22 protein-coding genes are annotated in these 20,455 nt (G+C 69.3%); 18 read left to right on the top strand and 4 right to left on the bottom strand.

Annotated elements, in window-relative coordinates:
• Positions 1-33 precede the first annotated feature (33 nt).
• Both CMO28_RS28510 and CMO28_RS28505 read right to left on the bottom strand, forming a co-directional pair.
• Positions 34-879, bottom strand: a complete 846-nt coding sequence (locus CMO28_RS28510) for an asparaginase domain-containing protein (RefSeq protein ID WP_296720590.1) — start codon at positions 877-879, stop codon at positions 34-36.
• Positions 879-1,625 carry an aspartate/glutamate racemase family protein gene (locus CMO28_RS28505; protein WP_296720587.1) on the bottom strand — a complete coding sequence of 249 codons (747 nt, stop codon included), beginning with the start codon at positions 1,623-1,625 and terminating at the stop codon, positions 879-881. Before CMO28_RS28505 ends, CMO28_RS28510 begins: the two co-directional genes overlap by 1 nt.
• 169 nt (positions 1,626-1,794) lie before the next feature.
• On the opposite strand from CMO28_RS28505, the gene CMO28_RS28500 reads away from it, so the two are divergent.
• The 10 genes from CMO28_RS28500 (at position 1,795) to ybgC (ending at position 9,284) form a co-directional block, all read left to right on the top strand.
• Complete coding sequence (locus tag CMO28_RS28500) at positions 1,795-2,601, top strand: helix-turn-helix domain-containing protein (protein WP_062766752.1); 807 nt, start codon at positions 1,795-1,797, stop codon at positions 2,599-2,601.
• Between the two features lie 339 nt (positions 2,602-2,940).
• On the top strand, positions 2,941-3,240 hold the full coding sequence (locus CMO28_RS28495; RefSeq protein WP_145978061.1) for a hypothetical protein: 300 nt from the start codon (positions 2,941-2,943) through the stop codon (positions 3,238-3,240).
• A gap of 28 nt (positions 3,241-3,268) precedes the next feature.
• Positions 3,269-3,619, top strand: a complete 351-nt coding sequence (locus CMO28_RS28490; RefSeq protein WP_014744411.1) for a cell division protein ZapA — start codon at positions 3,269-3,271, stop codon at positions 3,617-3,619.
• Positions 3,620-4,033: 414 nt separating this feature from the next.
• On the top strand, positions 4,034-4,597 hold the full coding sequence (locus CMO28_RS28485) for a 5-formyltetrahydrofolate cyclo-ligase (protein WP_296720579.1): 564 nt from the start codon (positions 4,034-4,036) through the stop codon (positions 4,595-4,597).
• A gap of 110 nt (positions 4,598-4,707) precedes the next feature.
• Entirely contained in the window at positions 4,708-5,586 is an 879-nt protein-coding gene (locus CMO28_RS28480) for a TIGR00282 family metallophosphoesterase (protein ID WP_296720577.1), read from the top strand.
• A 134-nt stretch (positions 5,587-5,720) separates the two neighbouring features.
• Positions 5,721-6,470 (top strand): YebC/PmpR family DNA-binding transcriptional regulator, encoded by a 750-nt coding sequence (locus CMO28_RS28475; protein WP_296720574.1) that lies wholly within the window; start codon positions 5,721-5,723, stop codon positions 6,468-6,470.
• Between the two features lie 38 nt (positions 6,471-6,508).
• Positions 6,509-7,009: a crossover junction endodeoxyribonuclease RuvC gene (ruvC, locus tag CMO28_RS28470; protein WP_296720571.1), complete on the top strand. Its 501-nt coding sequence runs from the start codon at positions 6,509-6,511 to the stop codon at positions 7,007-7,009.
• A gap of 33 nt (positions 7,010-7,042) precedes the next feature.
• Complete coding sequence (ruvA, locus tag CMO28_RS28465) at positions 7,043-7,690, top strand: Holliday junction branch migration protein RuvA (RefSeq protein ID WP_296720568.1); 648 nt, start codon at positions 7,043-7,045, stop codon at positions 7,688-7,690.
• Positions 7,687-8,748: a Holliday junction branch migration DNA helicase RuvB gene (gene ruvB, locus CMO28_RS28460; protein WP_296720566.1), complete on the top strand. Its 1,062-nt coding sequence runs from the start codon at positions 7,687-7,689 to the stop codon at positions 8,746-8,748. Before ruvA ends, ruvB begins: the two co-directional genes overlap by 4 nt.
• 101 nt (positions 8,749-8,849) lie before the next feature.
• The gene (ybgC, locus tag CMO28_RS28455) at positions 8,850-9,284 is read left to right on the top strand and encodes a tol-pal system-associated acyl-CoA thioesterase (RefSeq protein ID WP_296720563.1); all 435 of its coding nucleotides are present in this window, start codon (positions 8,850-8,852) and stop codon (positions 9,282-9,284) included.
• A 42-nt stretch (positions 9,285-9,326) separates the two neighbouring features.
• On the opposite strand, the gene CMO28_RS28450 is transcribed toward ybgC, so the two are convergent.
• On the bottom strand, positions 9,327-10,724 hold the full coding sequence (locus tag CMO28_RS28450; RefSeq protein WP_296720561.1) for an amidase: 1,398 nt from the start codon (positions 10,722-10,724) through the stop codon (positions 9,327-9,329).
• 578 nt (positions 10,725-11,302) lie between these two features.
• Here CMO28_RS28450 and tolQ point away from each other — a divergent pair.
• On the top strand, positions 11,303-12,037 hold the full coding sequence (gene tolQ, locus CMO28_RS28445; protein WP_296720559.1) for a protein TolQ: 735 nt from the start codon (positions 11,303-11,305) through the stop codon (positions 12,035-12,037).
• Positions 12,038-12,040: 3 nt separating this feature from the next.
• Positions 12,041-12,499 carry a protein TolR gene (gene tolR, locus CMO28_RS28440; protein WP_014744422.1) on the top strand — a complete coding sequence of 153 codons (459 nt, stop codon included), beginning with the start codon at positions 12,041-12,043 and terminating at the stop codon, positions 12,497-12,499.
• Positions 12,500-12,690: 191 nt separating this feature from the next.
• On the opposite strand, the gene CMO28_RS28435 is transcribed toward tolR, so the two are convergent.
• Positions 12,691-13,053, bottom strand: coding sequence for a hypothetical protein (locus CMO28_RS28435; RefSeq protein ID WP_296720554.1), 363 nt, complete (start codon positions 13,051-13,053; stop codon positions 12,691-12,693).
• Between the two features lie 356 nt (positions 13,054-13,409).
• Between CMO28_RS28435 and CMO28_RS28430 the strand changes: the two genes are divergently transcribed.
• The 6 genes from CMO28_RS28430 (at position 13,410) to ftsH (ending at position 20,446) form a co-directional block, all read left to right on the top strand.
• A complete protein-coding gene (locus tag CMO28_RS28430; RefSeq protein WP_014744424.1) occupies positions 13,410-13,754 on the top strand; it encodes a TonB C-terminal domain-containing protein in 345 nt (114 codons plus the stop codon).
• Complete coding sequence (gene tolB, locus CMO28_RS28425; RefSeq protein ID WP_014744425.1) at positions 13,751-15,130, top strand: Tol-Pal system beta propeller repeat protein TolB; 1,380 nt, start codon at positions 13,751-13,753, stop codon at positions 15,128-15,130. The genes CMO28_RS28430 and tolB overlap by 4 nt, the downstream gene beginning before the upstream one ends.
• A gap of 153 nt (positions 15,131-15,283) precedes the next feature.
• Positions 15,284-15,796 carry a peptidoglycan-associated lipoprotein Pal gene (gene pal, locus CMO28_RS28420; protein WP_014744426.1) on the top strand — a complete coding sequence of 171 codons (513 nt, stop codon included), beginning with the start codon at positions 15,284-15,286 and terminating at the stop codon, positions 15,794-15,796.
• Between the two features lie 216 nt (positions 15,797-16,012).
• Positions 16,013-17,020 carry a tol-pal system protein YbgF gene (gene ybgF / locus CMO28_RS28415; protein ID WP_296720546.1) on the top strand — a complete coding sequence of 336 codons (1,008 nt, stop codon included), beginning with the start codon at positions 16,013-16,015 and terminating at the stop codon, positions 17,018-17,020.
• The gene (tilS, locus tag CMO28_RS28410) at positions 16,992-18,506 is read left to right on the top strand and encodes a tRNA lysidine(34) synthetase TilS (RefSeq protein WP_296720542.1); all 1,515 of its coding nucleotides are present in this window, start codon (positions 16,992-16,994) and stop codon (positions 18,504-18,506) included. The genes ybgF and tilS overlap by 29 nt, the downstream gene beginning before the upstream one ends.
• Entirely contained in the window at positions 18,503-20,446 is a 1,944-nt protein-coding gene (gene ftsH, locus CMO28_RS28405) for an ATP-dependent zinc metalloprotease FtsH (protein WP_296720536.1), read from the top strand. The genes tilS and ftsH overlap by 4 nt, the downstream gene beginning before the upstream one ends.
• Positions 20,447-20,455: the final 9 nt, after the last annotated feature.

The following is a 20,455-nucleotide window of genomic DNA, read 5'->3' as shown; positions in this document are numbered from 1 at the left end:
CGGGGGGAGGCTCCCCCGATTTCGTATCCGGGGTCAGCCCAGCCAGAGGCGGATCAGGGCGGCTTCCGGGGTCTCGGTGCCGCCGTTCTCCACCCCGCAGGACCAGAGACCGGCGCCGGCGGCATAGCTGCCGGGGATCAGCCCGCCCTGTTCGCACTGGCTGACCGCGCGGATGCGCTTGCCGGCCCGCACGGCCGCGGACAGGGCGGACAGGACTTCCGGATCGGCCATGGCCGTGCCCGAGCCGAAGACCCTGAGCACCGCGCCGTCCAGCTCCGCCAGAGAGGCCCGCAGCATGGCGGCCGGCATGCCGGGCGAGAGGGAGAGGACCGCCAGCCGCCGGTCGCCGAACCGCCGGCGGCGGGGCGGGCAGGCGGGGGGCTGGGGGATGGCGCGGAAGCTGTCGGCGCCTTGCGAATCGTGTTTGACCAGCCCTTCCGCCGGCATCAGACGGCCGGCGAAGGCCAGCATCACCGCCTCGCCGGGGCGGAGGGCGGCATCAATCGCCAGATCGAGATTGTCTTCCGCATCGCCACCGCGGCCGAGCGGCTGCATCGCGCCGCAAAGCACGACATGGCGGCCGAGGCCTGCCAGCGCCTGCGACAGCGCTGCACCGGTGAAGGCCATGGTGTCGGTGCCGTGGGTGACGACCACCGGCGTGCCCGGGTGGTCGTCGATCAGGTCGAGCATCCGGTTCCAGTGCGCCGGGCCGACATCGGCGCTGTCGAGCAGCGGTGCGAAGACCCGTGTGGTCAGCCGGATGCCCCCGGGCAGGCGCGCGTCGACCGCGGCTTCGACCAGCCCGTCGACGGGGCCGAGGCCGTGGGGCGTGTCGCCCATGCCGATGGTGCCGCCGGTGTGGATGAGCAGCAGGCGCATCAGGCCGCCTTCATGCCGGCATGACCCAGCGCCAGCGCCGCCAGACGGGCGGCGACGGCATCGGTCACGTCGATCAGCCGCCGCCCGGCGACGGGCCGCGCGATCAGCGGCAGTTCGGTGCAGGCGAGCAGGATGGTATCGGCCTCCATCTGCATGATGATCTCCTCAAGCCGCGGGCCAAGCGACGTATGGGCGCCGCCCAGCCGCTTCACGTCGTGGATGAGCGTCTGCAGCCGGTCGGGATCGGCCGGGGTCTCGATCGCGACATGGGCCGCCAGGCCAGCATAGGCGGAGTGGTCGTCCAGCGCCACGACCGGGGCTGCACCCAGCAGCCCGACCCGGCCGGCACCGCTCTGCCGGATTTCGTCGTGCAGCACGCCCTGGAACGAGACCAGCTGCCCGGCGCCCGGCATGCCGGCCAGCAGCGCGTCGATGCGGGGGGCATACCAGTTCAGCGTGTTGCAGGCGATGGCGAAGGCATCGACCCTTGGGGCGATTTCGCGCACCGTCCGCTCCATCGCCGCCCAGACCGCCGCCTCGTTCGCCTTCAGATCCATCGACAGGCCGAGGGCCGGTTCCGACACCGCCACCAGGCGCGGCGCGTCCAGATCTCCGCGGAAGCCGGGCCCCATCAGGGCCTGGGTATGGCGCAGGATCTTGGCCCAGAGGTCGAGCCCGGCTTCGGGACCCGAACCGGTGATGATGCCGAGCGTATAGGCCCGGGAGGCATGGGGGCGCGGTGTCATGGCGTGGGGGTCTTTCCCGCGAAGATGGCCCAAGGGCCTGGTCCGGAGGCATGGTCCGAAGACGCAGAAGCTGCCATGGAATGGTGTCGGCGGGGGCACGGCTTGACAATGCGGCACTCGGTGCTCAATCTGATGCAAATTTATGCTGTTACGGCACCGAAGAGCGCAAATGACCGAGATTGCCGAGAATCTTCGCCTGCTCTGCTCGTACCGGCCGTCGATCTCTCAGGTCGGACGGGATCTCGGCATCAACCGCAGCCAGCTCAACCGCTATCTGGCCGGCAGTTCCACGCCGCGGCCGGCCTTGCTGCGCAAGATCTGTGACTATTTCGGCGTCGAGCCCTACGAGATGATGCTGCCACCGCGCGATTTCGCCGAGATCGTCCGGGTGCGCGGTCTGGACGAGGGCACCACCAACCGCCGGCTGCGCCAGCATTTCGACCGGGTGATGGCGCTGGGCGATGCCCGGGTGCGCAATCTGACCGGCATGTTCTTCGAATATTACTATTCGATGTCGCAGAAGGGGAAGGTCATCCGGGGGTTGATCGTGTTCTCGGTCGAAGACGGACGAACCTTCTACCGGCGTCTGGAACGCATGGGGCCGCACGACCGGCCCGGCCGGCGGCATTACCGCTATCAGGGGGCGGCGCTGGTCGCGGGGGACCGGGTGTTCATGTCCGATTATGAATACGGCGCCGGGATCGAACTGACCCAGACGGTGCTTTACCCGGATTACGCGCTCCGCTGGACCCGGCTGCATGGGGTGAAGCTGGGGGTCTCGGCCGATCAGGCGCATATGCCCTGTTCCGTCCGGGTCTATCTGGAGCGGATTCCGGCGCGGCTGTCGCTGACCGGCGCGCTCAGGGCCTGCGGCCTGTTCGACCCCGGCCATCCCGAAATCCCGCCCCATGTGCCCGAGATGATCGACAACAGCACCTCCGGCCCCTATGCCTTCGACGCCTATGCGCGGCGGTGAGCGGCACCGCAGTGCGGCATCGCCCCGGCATCACACATTGACGCAGGGGGCGCAGGCTCCCTATGTTGGCGGGGCGCCGTCGAGGTGGGGACAACCCGCCCGATCCGAAGGTGCGCGCCCCCCGGGCGGCCGGTGACGGTCTTCGGGGGATGTCGGTTCAGCTCGTCAGTCACGACCTGCCGGATGGGGAAGCGGATTCCCCTTCCACCGGCCGGTCATCGCGTTCCGGCCCGGTGCCGGGCCGTGCTATCCTGACGAGGTTCTCCCGGCTTGGGCCGTGCCGACGAACAAGCGCAACCTCCTGTCTTCATGGTGGCCGGATCTATGGCGAATATGGAAATGGCGTGGCAGAGGCTGTCGAGCGCGCTGACGCGGCTGGATGCCGCAAGCCGCAAGGCGGCCGAGCGGGTGACCCAGGCACGGGCCGCGGGCGAGGCGGCGGCCTCTGGCGCGGCCGATGTCCGGATCGACGCGCTCAGGTCCGAAATCGAGAGCCTGGCGGCCGAGCGGGACCGGCTGAAGGCCGCGCTCACCACGGCCGAAGAGGCCCGCCTGCGCGCCGATGATCGCGGCCGCCGGGCCGGCGAGCAGATCGACCGGGCCATGGACGCCATCGGGCGTGCGCTTGATGACCGCTGAGCCGAACCGGATCGGAGACGAGAAAGCCATGGCCGAAGTCGAGGTACGCATCCTGGGCCGGGCGTTCACGCTCGCCTGCGGCGAGGGGCAGGAAGAAAGCGTCCGCACCCTGGCCCGGAAGGTCGAAGAGCGGGTGCAGCAGGCGGCCAGCGGCCGCAGCGTGGCGGTGGATGCCCGCGTGATGCTGATGGCTGCGATCCTGCTGGCGGAACAGGCCAACGAGGCCGAGCAGGGGCTCTACCGGGCCCGGGTGGAGGTGGAGAAGATCCGCCGCACCGCCGATCGCTCCGCCGCCGATGTCGATGCGACCCTCGCCCGGGCGCTGGATGATTTCGCGGCGCGCATCGAGACTATTGCAACCCGGCTCGAGAAACTCTAAATCTCGGGGCAGGACGGGCTCTGGCCTTTCGGTGAGGCAACCTAAATCCCAGGGACCGATACCATCTACATGAGGGAGCTGTCCCTCCCCGTGCGCGCGGATAGGGCACCGGCCGGTTCGTCCGGACCGGTACGCCCGGACCAAGCCACGGGGATCACGGCGCCCACCTGCACACGCGGGTCCATGTGGATTTTCACCGCCAACCTTCGTGCCGGTCCCCGTCCGCCAGTTTTCGTACGACCCCGGCCGCGTCTTCGCGGCCGGGGCGTCGCCGTTTGCGGCCGGCCCGGCCGCTTGCCGCCAAACCCTTTACGGCCGGCCCCATCCCGGCCCGCCTTCGGAGCGCCGTCGCTGACCATTCCGCTGCAGGATCCCGGACTGCCAGACCCGGCACTCGATGTCCGCAAGGCCGCCATGCGCCGCGACTTCCGGCGCCTGCGCCGCGCCGCCGCGGCGGCCGGTGGTGCGGATGCCGCTGCGGCGCTCGCCGCCGGGGCGGGAGCGCTGGCCGCCCGGTTGTCGCGGCCGCCGCGCCGGATCGCGGGCTATGTGGCGGCGGGGGGCGAGATCGATGTGCTGCCGCTGCTGGTGGCCCTTGGCGCCGCAACCGGCGCCGGGCTCTGCCTGCCGGTGGTGACGGCGCCCGATACGGCCCTCGATTTCCGGGTCTGGCAGCCCGACGCGCCGCTGGTCGCGGGTGCCTTTGGTATCCTGATGCCCGAGGCGGCAGCCGGGCGTTGCCTGCCCGACCTGCTGCTGATGCCGTTGGTTGCGGTTGACCGGGCCGGGCGCCGGCTGGGGCAGGGGGGCGGCTTTTACGATCGCACCCTGGCCGCAGCCGATGCGGCCGGGCGGATGCCGCTCACCATCGGCGTGTGCTTCGCCATCCAGCTGGCGGACGAGGTGCCGGCCGGGCCGCTCGACCGGCCGCTGGATCTGATCCTGACCGAACGGGGCCTGCTGGTCCCGGTCAGGTGAGCCGAAAAATCCCTGGGCGCGGCCACGGCTGCGCCTCATATCCATCAGTGGCGACACGGCGAGGCCCGTGCCGCTCTTGTCCAGACGCGGCAGAGACGAAAGGTCGAACGGTGCGGATACTCTTTCTTGGTGACGTGGTCGGACGGTCCGGCCGGCAGGCGGTGATCGATCATGCGTCGACCATCCGGTCGGCCCTCGGTGTCGACCTGTTGATCGTCAACGGAGAGAACGCCGCCTCGGGCTTCGGCATCACGCCGAAGATCTGCGAGAGCTTCTATGCCGCCGGCGTCGACATCCTGACCACCGGCAATCACATCTGGGATCAGCGCGAGATCCTGGGCTGGATCGATCAGGACCAGCGGCTGGTGCGCCCGATTAACTTCCCCCCCGGCACCCCCGGCCGCGGCGCCACCATGGCGACCCTGCCCGATGGCCGCCGGGTGGTGGTGATCAACGTCATGTGCAGCCTGTTCATGGAGGCGCTCGACGATCCGTTCCGGGCGCTGGCGCCGGTGCTGCGCGACTATCCGCTGGGCGGGCTGGTCTCGGGCATCTTCGTCGATCTGCATGGCGAGGCGACCAGCGAGAAGATGGCCTATGGTCATTTCCTCGACGGCCAGGTGACGGCCGTGGTCGGCACCCATACCCATGTGCCGACCGCCGACCATCAGGTCCTGCCCGGCGGCACGGCGTTCCAGTGCGATGCCGGCATGTGCGGCGACTATGACAGCGTCATCGGCATGGACAAGAACGCCTCGCTCGACCGCTTCACCCGCAAGATGCGCGGCCAGAAGCTGCTGCCGGCCAATGGCCCCGCCACAATCTGCGGCACGCTGATCGAGACCGATGATGCGACCGGCCTTGCGAAGTCGATCGCGCCGCTGCGCGTGGGCGGACGGCTCAGCCCGGCCTGGCCCGGCGCCGAGCCGATGCCCGAAAGCCTGCTGCAGCTGCACCTGCCCCAGGGGCAGGCCGAGACGGTCGGCTGAGGCGCCGGACGTTCATGATTTCGTCTCCGGGGATGCATCCGGCGGCGACTTCTGCTATCGAAGCGTCCGGAAGCACGGGATGGCCGAGCGCCACCTGTGTCAGAGATTTCGGCTCTTGAGGGTTGGCGGCAGAGATGGCTGGTCATTCACAGTTTAAGAACATCATGCACCGCAAGGCCGCGCAGGATAAGAAGCGCGCCAAGGTGTTTACGAAGCTGCTCCGCGAACTGGTGATCGCCGCCAAGGAAGGCGGTGCCGATCCCACCGCCAATCCGCGGCTGCGTAGTGCCGTGGCGGCAGCCCGCGTCGCCAACATGCCCAAGGACAACATCGAGCGCGCGATCAAGCGCGGTGCCGGTGGTGCCGATGGCGACAATTACGAAGAGGTCCGCTACGAAGGCTACGGGCCGGGCGGCGTGGCGCTGATCGTCGAGGCGCTGACCGACAACCGCAACCGCACCGCATCGGAAGTGCGGTCGGCCTTCAGCAAGCATGGCGGGTCGCTGGGCGAGACCAATTCGGTGGCGTTCAACTTCAACCGCGTCGGCCGCATCACCTATCCGCTCTCGGTCGCTGACGGCGAGGCGATGCTGGAAGCCGCGATCGAGGCCGGTGCCGACGATCTGGAGAGCGACGACGAGACCCATGTCGTCTACACCCAGCCCGATGCGCTGCAGGAAGTGCGCACCGCGCTGGAAGGCAATTACGGCGACCCGCAGGAGTTCAAGCTCGGCTGGGTGCCGCTCAGCACCATCGCGATCGACGAGGAACAGGCCCAGACCCTGTTCAAGCTGATCGAGGTGCTGGAAGACAATGACGACGTCCAGGAGGTCATTGCGAATTTCGAGGTCTCCGACGAGGTGATGGCGAAGCTGAACGGCTGAGCCGGACAAGCTGAACCTGAGTGGGGCGGCCGCCTGGCATGCGCATCATCGGCATCGATCCGGGGCTCCGGATCACCGGCTGGGGCATCATCGATACCCAGGGCTCCAGGCTGACCCATGTCGGCCATGGCGTGGTGACCTCGGACGACAAGGCCGCCCTGTCCGACCGGCTGCGCACGCTCTATGACGGCCTCTACGAGGTGGTGGAGCGCTACCAGCCGGCAGGGGCGGCCGTCGAGCAGACCTTCGTCAACGCCAATGCGATGTCGGCGCTGAAGCTGGGCCATGCCCGGGCGGTGGCGCTGCTGGTGCCGGCCCAGTCGGGGCTGGCGGTGGCGGAGTATGAGCCGAGCCTGGTGAAGAAGGCGCTGACCGGCAGCGGCCGGGCCGATAAGGCCCAGGTCGCCGCCATGGTCGCCCGCCTGCTGCCGGGCATCGACCGCGATGCGCGCGCCGATGCCTATGACGCACTCGCCGTCGCGATCTGTCACGCGCATCATGGGGGCACGCGGGCCGGCTGGACGGCCCGGGCCCGCTGAAGGGCGGCCCAACAGGGGGAGACCACACCCGGCATGTTCGCGCGGCTCAAGGGCATCGTCGACGAGATCGGTGCCGATCATGCGGTGATCGACGTTCATGGCGTCGGCTATCTGGTGCAGGCGTCGCGCCGCACCCTCGGCGCACTGGGCGGAACTGGTGCCGCCGCCACGCTGCACGTGGAAACCCATGTGCGCGAAAACGACATTCATCTCTACGGCTTCGTCGACCGGGCGGAGCGCGACTGGTTCCGCCTGCTGGTGACGGTGCAGGGCGTGGGCGCCAAGGTGGCGCTGGCCGTGCTTTCGGTGCTGGATCCGTCGGCCCTGGCGGCGGCGATCGCGGCCCAGGACGCCCGCGCCCCGGCCCGGGCCACCGGCGTCGGCCCCAAGCTCGCCAAGCGCATCGTGATGGAGCTGAAGGACAAGGCGGCGCTGGTCGGCATCGGTGCCGCCGATGTCGCCGTGCTGGCGAAGTCGATCAAAACGCCCGAGGCTGCGGCTGCAGTCAGCAAGCCGCCCGAGGTCGCGGCCTTCGATGACGCCCTCTCGGCCCTGGTCAATCTGGGCTATCGCGAGGTAGAGGCCGCGCCGGCGCTGCGCCGGGTGGCCGAGGCCGCGGGCGAGGCGGCGGGTGACGTGCAGATCCTGCTCCGTGGCGCGCTTAAGGAGCTGGCGCGATGAGCAGCGGCGACGAGCGTCTGGTCCAGCCCGCGGCGCTTGCCGAAGACCGGCAGGATCCGGCGCTGCGCCCGGAACGGCTGGCGGATTTCGTGGGCCAGCGCCAGGTGCTGGGCAATCTGGCGGTGTTCATCGCCGCCGCCCGCGCACGCGGCGATGCGCTGGATCATGTGCTGCTGCACGGGCCCCCCGGTCTGGGCAAGACCACGCTGGCGCAGATCGTGGCCAAGGAGCTGGGGGTGGGTTTTCGCGCGACCTCCGGGCCGGTCATCGCGCGCGCGGGCGACCTGGCCGCGATCCTCACCAACCTCAACGAGCACGACGTGCTGTTCATCGACGAGATCCACCGTCTGAACCCGGCGGTGGAAGAGATCCTCTATCCGGCGATGGAGGATTTTCAGCTCGATCTGGTGATCGGCGAGGGGCCGTCGGCGCGTTCGGTGCGGATCGATCTGCCGCGCTTCACCCTGGTCGCGGCCACCACCCGCGCCGGACTGGTCACCCGGCCGCTGCGCGAGCGTTTCGGCATTCCGCTCAGGCTGAACTATTACGAGATCGACGAACTGGCCTCGATCGTCCGGCGCGGCGGCCGCCTGCTGGGCGCGCCGCTCACCGAAGAGGGGGCGATGGAGATCGCCCGGCGGTCGCGCGGCACGCCGCGTGTCGCCGGCCGGCTGCTGCGCCGGGTGCGCGATTTCGCCGCCGTGGCCGAGGCGGCCGCCATCGATGCCGGCGTCGCCGACCGGGCGCTGAACCGGCTGGAGGTCGATGCCCGCGGTCTCGATGCCATGGACCGGCGCTATCTGGGCTGCATTGCCCGCCATTACGGCGGCGGGCCGGTGGGGGTGGAGACCCTGGCGGCGGCGCTGTCGGAAAGCCGCGATGCGATCGAGGATGTGATCGAACCCTTCCTGATCCAGCAGGGCTTTCTGGCCCGCACCCCCCGCGGCCGGGTGCTGACCCGCGGCGGCTGGCAGCATCTGGGGCTGATGCCGCCGGCCCGCGACGGCGAGGCCGACCTGTTCGGCAGCGCCGACCCCGACTCCGACCCGGATCTCTGAGCGCGTCCCCTGCCGGGATATCTTGCGCAAAGGTAGCGTCGTTCCGCATAATGCGGCGCACAGGTTGTATTTCCGCACCGCGACCCGTTTGGAGGATCCCAATGGACACCACGCCCGCCACCGTACAGCCCGACATCATCCGGGTGCGGGTCTATTGGGAGGACACCGATGCCGCCGGGATCGTCTATTACGCCAATTATCTGAAATTCATGGAGCGCGGCCGGACCGAATGGCTGCGCCGCCGCGGCATCGATCAGCGGCCGCTGCTGGAGAATGACGGCTTCGGCTTTGCGGTGCGCGAGGTGGCGCTGGACTATCAGGCCCCCGCCCGGCTGGAGGATCTGCTGACGGTCTCGACCGTCATCACCGGTCGGGGCGGCGCCTGGGTGGAGTTCGAGCAGCTGGTGGCGCGGGGCGATCAGGTGCTGGTGCGCGGCCGGATCAAATGCGTGGCGCTGAACCCGGCGAGCGGCCAGCCGCGGCGCCTGCCCAAGGCGCTGATCGCCCTTGCCGATGCCGGGGCCGCCCCGCGCTGAGCGGGGCGGCCCCGGCAGGTCTTCTTCGGGGATCCGATCCGGTCAGTCGAAGTTCGGCCAGGGGCGCTGCTCGTCGCGCATGCCCTCCCAGGCGGCCGCCATGCGCAGCACGCCCAGATCGTCGAAGCGCCGGCCGACGATCTGCAGGCCGATCGGCAGGCCCTTGGCGTCGTAGCCGCAATTGACCGAGATCGCCGGCTGTTCCGACATGTTCCAGACCACCGTGTAGCCGATATGCTCGAACGGCCGCTCGGGATCGTCCAGCGGCGAGGCCTGGTCGGCCGGGTAGGTGACGGTGGGGGCGACCGGCGACAGCACGAAATCGTAGCCGCCGCCATGGAACAGCCGGCCTGCGGCCTTGCGCATCTCGAAGATGCGGTTCACGCCGCGCACCGCCTGCAGGGCCGACCGGGTCTGGCCGCTTTCGGCCCAGGCGCGGATATAGGGCAGGATCTTCGCGCGGGTCGCCTCGGGCAGGCGCTCGACATCGTCCCAGGCGCGGACCCGCCAGAAATCGTCGAGCCCGTCGAGCATCTCGCGGGTCAGCACCGCCGGCACCTCTTCGACCACGGCGCCCGCCGCCTCGAACCGCCGGGCGGCTTCCTTCACCGCCGCCAGCACCTCGGCATCGGGCGCCATGCCGGCGCCGATGTCGAGCATCAGGCCGATGCGGAGGCCGCGGATCTGAAGCCCGTCCAGGTCCATCCAGTCGATATCGGCCGGCGGCAGGGCGCTGCCGTCGCGCCAGTCGGCCTTCGACAGCACCGACATGGCGAGCGCGGTATCGGCGACGGTGCGGGTCATCGGCCCGACCACCCGGCCCAGATAGGCCGGATCGACCGGCACCCGGCCGTTGGTGCCCTTCATGCCGACGATGCCGCACCAACTGGCCGGCAGGCGGATCGATCCGCCGATATCGGTCCCCAGATGGATCGGGCCATAGCCGGCCGCGGCGGCACTCCCCGCACCGGCCGAGGAGCCGCCGGGATTGGTGTTGAGGTCCCAGGGGTTGCGGGCCAGCTTGTGGAAGCTGGACAGGCCCGAGGAGAGCATGCCGTAATCGGGCATGGTGGTCTTGGCCAGGATCACGCTGCCGGCCTCGCGCAGCCGGGCGGCGGCGGGGGCGTCGGCGGCGGCCGGGGTCATGTCCGATGCGGCGGTGCCGACGGGGACGGGGCAGCCCTTGGTCGCAATGTTTTCCTTGATCGTGACCGGCACGCCGTCGAGCGGGCCCAGCGCCTCGCCCTTCTTCCAGCGGCTGGTGGCCTCGGCGGCGGCGGTGCGCGCGGCTTCCGGGGCGAAGGCCCAGGTCGCGTTGAGCTTCGGCTCCCACGCCTCGATCCGCGCGATGACGGCTTCGGTCACCTCGGTGGGCGAGGTGTCCCCGGCGGCATAGAGCCGCCCCAGCTCAACGGCGGACAGATCGGCGAGCGACGTCATGGGTACAGGTGCCTTTCGTATGCACAAGGCTCGTATGGACAAGGCCGAAGGCGGGCAGGGGCAGGGGAGAAGCAGGCCGCAACCTGGCCGGTTTCGCCCTGCGCGGGCAGGTATCGGCGGCCGTGATGCACGCCGCCGGCTGCCCGGTCCGTATGCCTTCGGATCGGACCGGGCCGATTATGGCGTCCGGCGCAGGGCAGGGTCCAGGCAAATGCATTGGCATGTTGTGAATTTCCTCTCGTAAATCTTTGTATAATATTGAGAATATTGCAGTGCGGCACGGGCCTCGGTCGGGGATCTGTTGCGCCGCGATGACATTCGCCACAACGACCGTATCGCCGCCTCACATGGCCCCTTCACAAGTCACGCGGGTTGGCATATCTCGTGGCCGGCTCACGGCCGGGGATGATGTGTCCGCACCTCGTCCGACTGTCGGAGCTTCGGCCGGGTGCCCCCGTGTCAAATTCGTGAAACGGCAGCGGTTTCGGCCGAACTCTGGTAATCAAACGGGTCGATGAATGAGGGCGGGGCAGCTTCCCGGAAAATGCCGGGGCCCGTCCGATCCACGGAGGACGTGAATGGAGCAGGAGGTCGTGAGCCAGGCGGCGCTCGCCGGATCGGTGGCAGCGCACGACATGAGCATTCTCAGCCTGGTTATGAACGCCGACATCATCGTGAAGGCGGTGATGCTCATGCTCGTCCTGGCCTCCGTCTGGTCCTGGGCGATCATTTTCGACAAGTTCCGGCTGATGGGCCGGCTGAAGCGCCGCGCCGACGATTTCGAGAACCGGTTCTGGTCGGGGGGCTCGCTCGAAGAACTCTACGACGCCATTTCCGAACGGGCCGACCATCCCATGGCCCAGGTCTTCGCCGCGGCGATGGGCGAATGGCGCCGGGCCAAGGCCAAGGGCACGGCGCTGACCGACGCCACATCGCGCGCCAATCTGCGGCAGCGGATCCAGCAGGTGATGGAGATCGCGCTCAACCGCGAAATGGCGGGGCTTGAGCGCAATCTGGGCTTTCTCGCGACGGTCGGCTCCACGGCGCCCTTCGTCGGCCTGTTCGGCACCGTCTGGGGCATCATGAACAGCTTCACCTCGATCGCGATGACCAAGAACACCACGCTGGCCGTGGGGGCGCCGGGCATTGCCGAGGCGCTGTTCGCGACCGCGATCGGCCTTGTCGCCGCGATCCCGGCGGTCATCTTCTACAACAAGCTGTCGAGCGATGTCGGCCGCTACGGGGCCCGGCTCGAGAATTTCACGGGCGAGTTCGGTGCGCTGATCGCCCGCCAGATCGAAGACAGGCGCTGACCCATGGCCGGTGGCATCCGACCTTCCAACGGGCATGGCCGCCGCCGGCGCTGGGGCGGCGGTCAGCCGATGAGCGAGATCAACGTGACGCCGCTGGTCGACGTCATGCTGGTGCTGCTGATCATCTTCATGGTGACCGCGCCGCTGCTGACGGCGGGCGTCGAGGTCGACCTGCCGGAAAGCTCGGCGGCACCGCTCGCCGGCCAGGACGAACCGCTTTCGGTGTCGGTGGATGCAGAGGGGCGGGTCTTCGTTCAGGACAAGGAAGTGACGCTGGAACAGCTGCCGGCGACGCTGATGGCCGTGGCGAAGAACAAGACCGACACCCGGATCTTCGTGCGCGGCGACCGCAGCGTCGATTACGGCCGGGTGATGCAGGCGATGGGGGCCGTGACCGGCGCCGGCTTTACCAAGGTCTCGCTGGTCACCACCCTGCAGCAGGGCACGCCCGCCCGGCGTTGACGGCCCCGCGTCTGCGGGAACCTTTCGGCCCCGCGCCGGTTGATACCGGCCGGGATCGTGGCTGCGGGGGAGGGTGCTCCCCCCGGCCGGCATTCCATGGAGCTTCGGACCTCAGGTGAAGCGCGGTCTGACATATTCGCTGGCAGCACATGGCGCCGTCGCGGCGCTGCTGTGGTTCGGCCTGCCGTCGCTCAGCCGACCCTTGCCGCCGGAGGAACAGACGATCGTGATCGACGTCGTTCCGGTGAGCGAGGTGACGCGGGCGTCGCAGCTGCGCCCGAAGCCCGATCCGAAGCCCGAGCCCGAGAAGCAGGTGGCGCAGGCCAGCCCGCCGCCGCCACCTCCGCCGCCGCCACCTCCGCCGCCTCCGCCTCCGCCGCCCCCACCACCGGCGGCCCCGCCACCACCTCCACCGCCTCCGCCTCCGCCTCCACCACCGCCGCCTCCGCCTCCACCCCCTCCACCTCCACCTCCACCCCCTCCACCTCCGCCGCCGCCTCCGGCCCCCAAGCCGCAGCCGGCCCCGCCGCCACCGCCGCCTCCTCCTCCGCCACCGCCGCCTCCTCCGCCTCCTCCGCCTCCGCCCCCACCTCCGCCGCCCCCGCCCAAAAAGCCGGAGCCGGAGAAGAAGCCGGAGCCGCCGAAGAAGCCCGAGCCGGAGAAGAAGCCGGAACCGCCGAAAAAGCCTGAGCCGGAGAAGAAGCCCGAACCCGAAAAGAAGCCCGAACCGCCAAAGCCCGCACCCAAGAAGCCGGAGCCGGAGAAAAAGCCGGAACCGGAAAAGAAGCCCGAGCCGGATGATCCTCTGGCGTCGCTGCGTAAGAGTCTGGATCAGCTCAAATCGCAGGCGAAAGAGGACGCTCCCCGGGAACAGCAGGTTGCGCGGTCCAGCCAGCCGCAGGCGCCGGTGATGCAGCGCAATGCCCAGCAGACCGACCAGGTGTCGATCAGCGACATTGCCTTCATCCGGAGCCAGATCGAGCGGCGCTGGTCGGTGCCGGTCGGTGCGCCGGAGGCTGAGAATCTCGTGGTCGAGGTTCGCATCCGTCTGGCGCCCGATGGTACGGTGCTTTCTGCCGACGTGGTCGACCGCGCACGGATGTCGCGGCCGGGCGAAGAGGCATATCGCGTGGCCGCGGAAAGCGCGGTCCGTGCCGTGCGTGCCGCAAGTCCGCTGGAATTGCCGGCAGGCAAATACGAGCAGCTCAAGGACATTGTCCTGGCGTTCAACCCGAAGAACATGGTGGGCCGATGACAGACACGATCCGTTCCGCAACCGCCGGTCAGGCGCCGCGTCAGAAGATGCGGCCGGTCCTGCGGGCATTCGCGGTTGCGGCAGTCGGGCTGGTCGTGGGGCTGGGCGGGGCGGGATTGCCCCAGCCGGCCTCGGCGCAGGTGCGCATCGACATCACCCGCGGTGTCGTGGAGCCGATGCCGATCGCGATCAGTCCCTTCCTCGCGGTCGATCCCTCGGCGGCACCCTTCGATGCCGACATTCCGGGGGTGGTCGCGAACGATCTTGCGAGTTCGGGCCTGTTCCGGCCGATCGACCGTGCCGCCTTCCTGCAGGGCCCGGCCGAGATGAACCCGATGCCGGATTTCGCCGACTGGCGGCAGATCAACGCCCAGGCGCTGGTCACCGGCCAGGTGCGGCGGGAAGGCGACCAGATCGCGGTCGAATTCCGGCTGTGGGACGTGTTCGGCCAGACCCAGATGGCCGGCGTGGTCTATCGCGTCGATCCCAAGCTCTGGCGCCGCGTCGCCCACATGATCGCCGATCAGATCTATGAGCGGATGACCGGCGAGGGCGGCTATTTCGACACCCAGATCGTTTATGTCGCGGAAAGCGGCCCGGCCAACAAGCGGGTCAAGCGGCTGGCGATCATGGACCAGGACGGCGCCAACAACCGCTATCTCACCGATGGGGCGGATCAGGTTCTGACCCCGCGTTTCTCGCCGAACTCGCGCGAGATCACCTATATGGCCTTCCGGGGCCGGCAGGCGCGGGTGTTCATCTACGACCTGGATACCGGCCGTCAGCGGGTGCTGGGCGATTTCCCGGGCATGACCTTCGCCCCGCGCTTCACCCCCGACGGGCGTGGCGTGGTGATGTCGATGGCGCGCGACGGCGTGACCTCGATCTATCGCCTCGACACCAATGGCGGGTCGGTGCAGCGGCTGACCTCGTCGCAGGCGATCGATACCTCGCCGTCGCTGTCGCCCGACGGGCGGCAGATGACCTTCAATTCCGACCGCTCGGGCGGTCAGCAGATCTATGTGTCCGGTGCCGACGGCTCGGGTGCCCAGCGCATCAGCTTCGGCAACGGCACCTATGCAACGCCGGTCTGGTCGCCACGCGGCGATCTGATCGCGTTCACCAAGATGAACCGCGGACGGTTCTACATCGGGGTCATGCGCCCCGATGGCAGCGACGAAAGGCTGCTGACGGACGGCTATCTGGTTGAGGGCCCGACCTGGGCGCCCAATGGCCGTGTCCTCGCCTTCTTCCGTCAAGACCGTCCTGGCGGACCGACCAGACTGTATTCGATCGATATCACGGGATATAACGAGCGGTTGATCGTCACTCCCGGCGAAGCATCGGATCCGGCGTGGTCGGCCTTGATTCGATGAGGTCAATAGTTATACTTTGACTCGTCGTGTGCCTGGCGACCGGGTAGGTCATGACCCTCGCGTGACCTACGCTGGCGATTGGAGCGAACGCCGGCCAGGACTGCCTCTCCGCTTTCCGGTGCTCCGACATGTCTCGGATACCTTAGGTAGAAAATGCGCACCAAGATCCTCACTGCTGTCGCCGCCCTGGCTTTCATGGCCGCCTGCTCGTCCGCGCCGGAAGATACCGGTTCGACCGGCGCCTCGGGTGCGACCTCGTCGTCGTCCTATGGCTCGGGCCAGGGCACCGTTTCCACCGGCGCGCAGCCCGGCAGCTGGGAATACGTCCAGCAGACCGCCGGCGACCGCGTCTTCTTCGAGCTGGACAGCTCGTCGCTGACTGCCGAGGGTCGCCAGACCCTGTCGGTTCAGGCCGATTTCCTCCGCGCCAACCCGGCGCAGCGGATCGTGATCGAGGGTCATGCCGACGAGCGCGGCACCCGCGAGTACAACCTGGCCCTGGGCGACCGTCGTGCCACCGCCGCCAAGAACTACCTCGTTGCGCTCGGCATCTCGCCGGACCGCATCGAGACCATCTCCTACGGCAAGGAGCGTCCCGCCGTCCTCGGTTCCGACGAGGCCGCCTGGGCGCAGAACCGTCGCGCTGTGACCGTGCTGGTCAACTGACGACGGCATCCGGCCCGGCCGGATTCCTGCAAGGTCCGCTCCGACCTCGATCGGCGGCCGGTGTTTCCCGCGACCAACGGGAAGCACCGGCCGTCGGCCGTTTTTGCCGTTTTTACTGCGGCAGTTTCCCTGTGGCAGTCTTTCTGACGCCCCACAGCCTGCGCTATAAGGGATGGGCTCGTCCGTCTTCTTCTCCCCATCGAGGCATCGACCACCATGTCCGTTCCCGCGACCCGGTTCCGTCCGTCCGGCCTGAAGCGCCGTCTCGTCGGCGGCACCGCCCTGGTGATGACGACCCTGGCTCTGCTGGTGGTCGACCGGCCCGATGCCGGCGCGCAGCAGCAGGGCAGTCTGCCCCCCGCCGCGCTCGGCGCCTTCGACGGCCGGCTGAGCGGGGGGGAAGAGACCCAGCGCCGCCATACCGGGCGGATCGAGGAACTGGAATTCCGCATGCGCCGGCTGGAAGAGCGGGTCGACGGGCTGGAGCGCAATCTGAACGACCGTCTGGGCCGCATTGAGCAGATGCTGCAGAACGGCGCGGCTGCCGGCGCTGCCGCGGGTACGGGCGATGCGACCGGCATGGCTCCGGGTGCTGCGGCACCGGCCGATGCCGCGCCGGGGCAGCCGGCGGGGCAGGGCCAGACAGCAGGACAGGGCCAGGCAGCAGGACAGGGCGAGGCGCCGCGCAGCGGGGCCGTGCAGCCGCTCGGCACCATCACCACCCGGCGTGATGCGGCCGGCAATTCCGTGACCACCACCGAGGCCGCACCCTCGCAGCCGACCCCGCCGCCGGTCGCGGGCGGAGAGGCGGCCAAGACCCGGGCCGCGTCGATCCAGTCCGAACAGGAACTCTATCGCTACGGTCTCGACCTGCTGCTCAAGGATCGCGACTATGCCGGCGCCGAGGTGGCGTTCAACGAGCTGATCCAGCGCTTCAAGCAGGGTGAACTGGTCGGCAACGCCTATTACTGGCTGGGTGAGACCTATTACGCCCAGGGCCAGTACGACCGGGCCGCCCTGACCTTCGGCGAGGGCGTCACCAGCCACGACAAGAGCAGCAAGGCCCCCGACATGGTGCTGAAGCTGGGCATGAGCTTCGCGGCGCTGAACCGCAAGGACGATGCCTGTGGCGCCTATTCGATCCTGAACCGCAAATTCCCCAACGCGCCCGCCAATATCAAGGTGCTGACCGAGCGTGAGCAGAAGAAGCTCGGCTGCGGCTGAGCCGGTGGCGGACGACGATATCGGGGCCCGCTTCGCCCGGGCCATGGCGGCGGCCGGCTGCGTGGAGCCGGCGCCGCATCTGGCCGTGGCGCTTTCCGGCGGGCCCGACAGTCTTGGCCTGACCCTGCTTGCCCGCGACTGGGCCGCGGCACGCGGTGGACGGGTCCTGGCCCTTGTGGTCGACCACGGCCTCCGTGCCGGCAGTGCCGGGGATGCCCGGCGGGCGGCGGCGCTGGCGGCGGCGGCCGGGGTGCCGGCAAGAATCCTGACCCTCGCCCCCGGCGCGATCGGCATGACGGGGATCGAGGCCGGGGCACGCGCCGCCCGCTATGCCGCCCTCACCGATGCCTGCCGGGCGGCGGGCATCCTGCATCTGTTGACCGGCCACAGCCTGGATGATCAGGCCGAAACCGTGCTGATCCGCCTGGGCCGCGGCAGCGGCGTCGACGGGTTGGCGGCCATGCCGCCGGTCAGGCCCGAAGGCGGCATCCGCCTGATCCGGCCGGTGCTCGGCATCCGCCGCGCAAGCCTTGTGGCGGTGGTGGCGGCGGCAGGGCTCACCCCCCTGCACGATCCGATGAATGATGACGACCGGGTTCAGCGCGTGCGTCTGCGCGCCGCGGCGACCGCCGCCGCCCTTGAAGGGGCCGGGCTCGATCCCGCCCGGGTGGCCCGGTCCGCCGCCCGTGCCGCGGCGGCCAGGGCCGCCCTCGACGCGCAGATGCTCAGGGTCGCCTTCCGCGGCGGGTTGCGCCTGCATGTCTGGGGCGGGGCGGAGCTGCCGCTGGCGCTGTTCGCCGACCCCGATCTTTCGGCGCCGGGGCTGGAGGATGACCTGCCGGAACGGCTGGTCGGGCGGCTGGCCATGGTGGTGGGCGGGCAGGACCTGCCGCCGCGTGGCGCCGCCGCGGCCCGGCTCGCCGCTGATCTGGTGGCGATGGCGCGCAGCCGGGCAGGGGGCGACCATCTGCCGCAGAGCGGGCGGGGACAAGGCGGGCGCACGCTGGGGGGCTGCCGGTTTCTCTGGGGCGGGCGCCGGCTTCTGGTGCTGCGGGAGCCGCGGGCGATCGCAGCGCCCCGGGCGGTGACGCCGGGGGAGGCGCTGCATTGGGACGGGCGTTTCATGGTGATCGTTCCCGATACGCCGGCATGTCGCGCCGCCGCCGATGACGGCCGCCTGCGGCTTCGGGCGATGGGGGAGGATCTGGCCCGGCGCCTGGGAGAGGTGGCGCCGGCCGCGGCGGCATCGCTGCGCGCCCGTGTCGCTCCGCGGGCGATCGCGTCACTGCCCGTACTCACGCGACTTGACGTACCCCTCGCGTTCCCCCACTTAACAGAGAGCATCCGCAGGGAGGCTGCGGAGGACGAAACCCTTGCCCGGTCCACTTTCCGGGCATGGTTCGCGCCATCCCGTCCGCTCGACGGTGACGGCGTCTTCTGGGCGATGGCGGGCGAACATTCGGCAGGAAAGAGACCTCGGTCGTGAACAACGTTAAGAACCTCGCGCTCTGGGTGATCATCGCCCTGCTGCTGGTGGCTCTGTTCAATCTGTTCCAGAGTCCCCAGAGTCAGGGCCCGTCGCGCCAGGTCGCGTATTCGGACTTCCTCAATGCCGTCCAGGAAGGGCGCGTCACCGACGTGACCATCCAGGGCGACACGATCCGCGGTCATTTCAATGACGGCAGCGGTGTCGAGTTCCGCACCATCGCGCCGCCGAACGACAACGGCATGGTCGAGCGCCTGCGCGAGGGCAATGTCCGCATCAATGTCGCCCCGGTGGAGGACAACGTTCCCTCGCTGTTCGGGATCCTGATCTCGTGGTTCCCGATGCTGCTGCTCATCGGCGTGTGGATATTCTTCATGCGTCAGATGCAGGGCGGCGGCGGAAAGGCCATGGGCTTCGGCAAGTCGAAGGCCCGGCTGCTCACCGAAAAGGCCGGCCGCGTGACGTTCGAGGATGTCGCCGGCATCGACGAGGCCAAGGACGAGCTGCACGAGATCGTCGAATTCCTGAAGGCGCCGCAGAAGTTCCAGCGCCTGGGCGGCCGCATCCCCAAGGGTGTGCTGCTGGTGGGCCCTCCGGGTACCGGTAAGACGCTGCTGGCGCGTGCCATCGCCGGCGAGGCGAATGTGCCCTTCTTCTCGATTTCGGGCTCGGACTTCGTCGAGATGTTCGTGGGCGTCGGCGCCAGCCGCGTGCGCGACATGTTCGAACAGGGCAAGAAGAACGCGCCCTGCCTGATCTTCATCGACGAGATCGACGCCGTCGGCCGCCATCGCGGTGCCGGCCTCGGCGGCGGCAATGACGAGCGCGAGCAGACCCTGAACCAGCTGCTGGTCGAGATGGACGGTTTCGAGGCGAATGAGGGCGTGATCATCATCGCCGCCACCAACCGCCCCGACGTGCTCGACCCCGCGCTGCTGCGCCCGGGCCGATTCGACCGTCAGGTCGTGGTGCCGAACCCGGACGTGTCGGGCCGCGAGAAGATCCTGTCGGTGCATATGCGCAAGGTGCCGATCGGCCCGGATGTGAATGCCCGCGTCATCGCCCGCGCCACCCCCGGCTTCTCGGGCGCCGACCTCGCCAATCTGGTGAACGAGGCCGCCCTGCTCGCCGCCCGCCGCAACAAGCGCGTGGTCGGCATGGCGGAGTTCGAGGACGCCAAGGACAAGGTCATGATGGGTGCGGAGCGCCGCTCGATCGCGATGAGCGAGGACGAGAAGCGCCTGACGGCCTATCACGAGGGCGGCCATGCCATCGTCGCGATGCATTGCCCGGCTTCGGACCCGATCCACAAGGCGACCATCATCCCCCGCGGCCGTGCGCTCGGCATGGTGATGCGCTTGCCCGAACGCGACCGGCTGTCGGTCTCGCGTGAGAAGCTGGAAGCCGACCTCGCCGTGGCCATGGGCGGACGTCTGGCGGAAGAGATCATCTTCGGCCATGACAAGGTGACCAGCGGCGCGTCGGCGGACATCCAGATGGCGACCAAGCTGGCCAAGAACATGGTCACCCAGTGGGGCATGAGCGACAAGCTGGGCCCGCTGAACTATGGCGAGGGCGACAACGAGCCCTTCCTCGGCTATGCGGTCACCCAGTCGCGCGGCATCTCGGAAGCCACCGCCAACGTCATCGACCAGGAAGTCCGGCGGATCGTGGAAACCGCCTATGACCGCGCCCGGACCATCCTGACCGAAAACCACGACCAGCTGGAGCGGGTCGCCCAGGCGCTGCTCGAATACGAGACGCTGTCAGGTGACGAGCTGAAGGCGATCGCAGCCGGGGAGCAGATCAAGCCGCGCCGGTCCGACGATATGGGCGATGGCGGTTCTGCCACGGTGTCGGAGCCGCGCCCGCCGCGGGCCTCCGTTCCCACGGCCGGCGGTGACGACGGTCTTCGTCCGAGCCCGCAGCCCGGCGCCTGATCAACCGAC

This window comes from Tistrella sp., assembly GCF_002684955.1.
Taxonomy (GTDB): domain Bacteria; phylum Pseudomonadota; class Alphaproteobacteria; order Tistrellales; family Tistrellaceae; genus Tistrella; species Tistrella mobilis.
This window is presented reverse-complemented; position numbering and strand designations above follow the sequence as displayed.

Excerpts from the sequence above, each read along its gene's own strand:
- CMO28_RS28430 (WP_014744424.1), top strand. The coding sequence starts at position 13,410 with ATGCAGCGCAATGCCCAGCAGACCGACCAGGTGTCGATCAGCGACATT.
- tolB (WP_014744425.1), top strand. The coding sequence starts at position 13,751 with ATGACAGACACGATCCGTTCCGCAACCGCCGGTCAGGCGCCGCGTCAG.
- ybgC (WP_296720563.1), top strand. The coding sequence starts at position 8,850 with ATGGACACCACGCCCGCCACCGTACAGCCCGACATCATCCGGGTGCGG.
- ruvA (WP_296720568.1), top strand. The coding sequence starts at position 7,043 with ATGTTCGCGCGGCTCAAGGGCATCGTCGACGAGATCGGTGCCGATCAT.
- CMO28_RS28495 (WP_145978061.1), top strand. The coding sequence starts at position 2,941 with ATGGCGTGGCAGAGGCTGTCGAGCGCGCTGACGCGGCTGGATGCCGCA.
- tolQ (WP_296720559.1), top strand. The coding sequence starts at position 11,303 with ATGGAGCAGGAGGTCGTGAGCCAGGCGGCGCTCGCCGGATCGGTGGCA.
- ybgF (WP_296720546.1), top strand. The coding sequence starts at position 16,013 with ATGTCCGTTCCCGCGACCCGGTTCCGTCCGTCCGGCCTGAAGCGCCGT.
- CMO28_RS28490 (WP_014744411.1), top strand. The coding sequence starts at position 3,269 with ATGGCCGAAGTCGAGGTACGCATCCTGGGCCGGGCGTTCACGCTCGCC.
- CMO28_RS28505 (WP_296720587.1), bottom strand. The coding sequence starts at position 1,625 with ATGACACCGCGCCCCCATGCCTCCCGGGCCTATACGCTCGGCATCATC.
- ruvC (WP_296720571.1), top strand. The coding sequence starts at position 6,509 with ATGCGCATCATCGGCATCGATCCGGGGCTCCGGATCACCGGCTGGGGC.
- CMO28_RS28475 (WP_296720574.1), top strand. The coding sequence starts at position 5,721 with ATGGCTGGTCATTCACAGTTTAAGAACATCATGCACCGCAAGGCCGCG.
- CMO28_RS28500 (WP_062766752.1), top strand. The coding sequence starts at position 1,795 with ATGACCGAGATTGCCGAGAATCTTCGCCTGCTCTGCTCGTACCGGCCG.
- CMO28_RS28450 (WP_296720561.1), bottom strand. The coding sequence starts at position 10,724 with ATGACGTCGCTCGCCGATCTGTCCGCCGTTGAGCTGGGGCGGCTCTAT.
- CMO28_RS28510 (WP_296720590.1), bottom strand. The coding sequence starts at position 879 with ATGCGCCTGCTGCTCATCCACACCGGCGGCACCATCGGCATGGGCGAC.
- pal (WP_014744426.1), top strand. The coding sequence starts at position 15,284 with ATGCGCACCAAGATCCTCACTGCTGTCGCCGCCCTGGCTTTCATGGCC.
- tolR (WP_014744422.1), top strand. The coding sequence starts at position 12,041 with ATGGCCGGTGGCATCCGACCTTCCAACGGGCATGGCCGCCGCCGGCGC.
- ruvB (WP_296720566.1), top strand. The coding sequence starts at position 7,687 with ATGAGCAGCGGCGACGAGCGTCTGGTCCAGCCCGCGGCGCTTGCCGAA.
- CMO28_RS28485 (WP_296720579.1), top strand. The coding sequence starts at position 4,034 with ATGCGCCGCGACTTCCGGCGCCTGCGCCGCGCCGCCGCGGCGGCCGGT.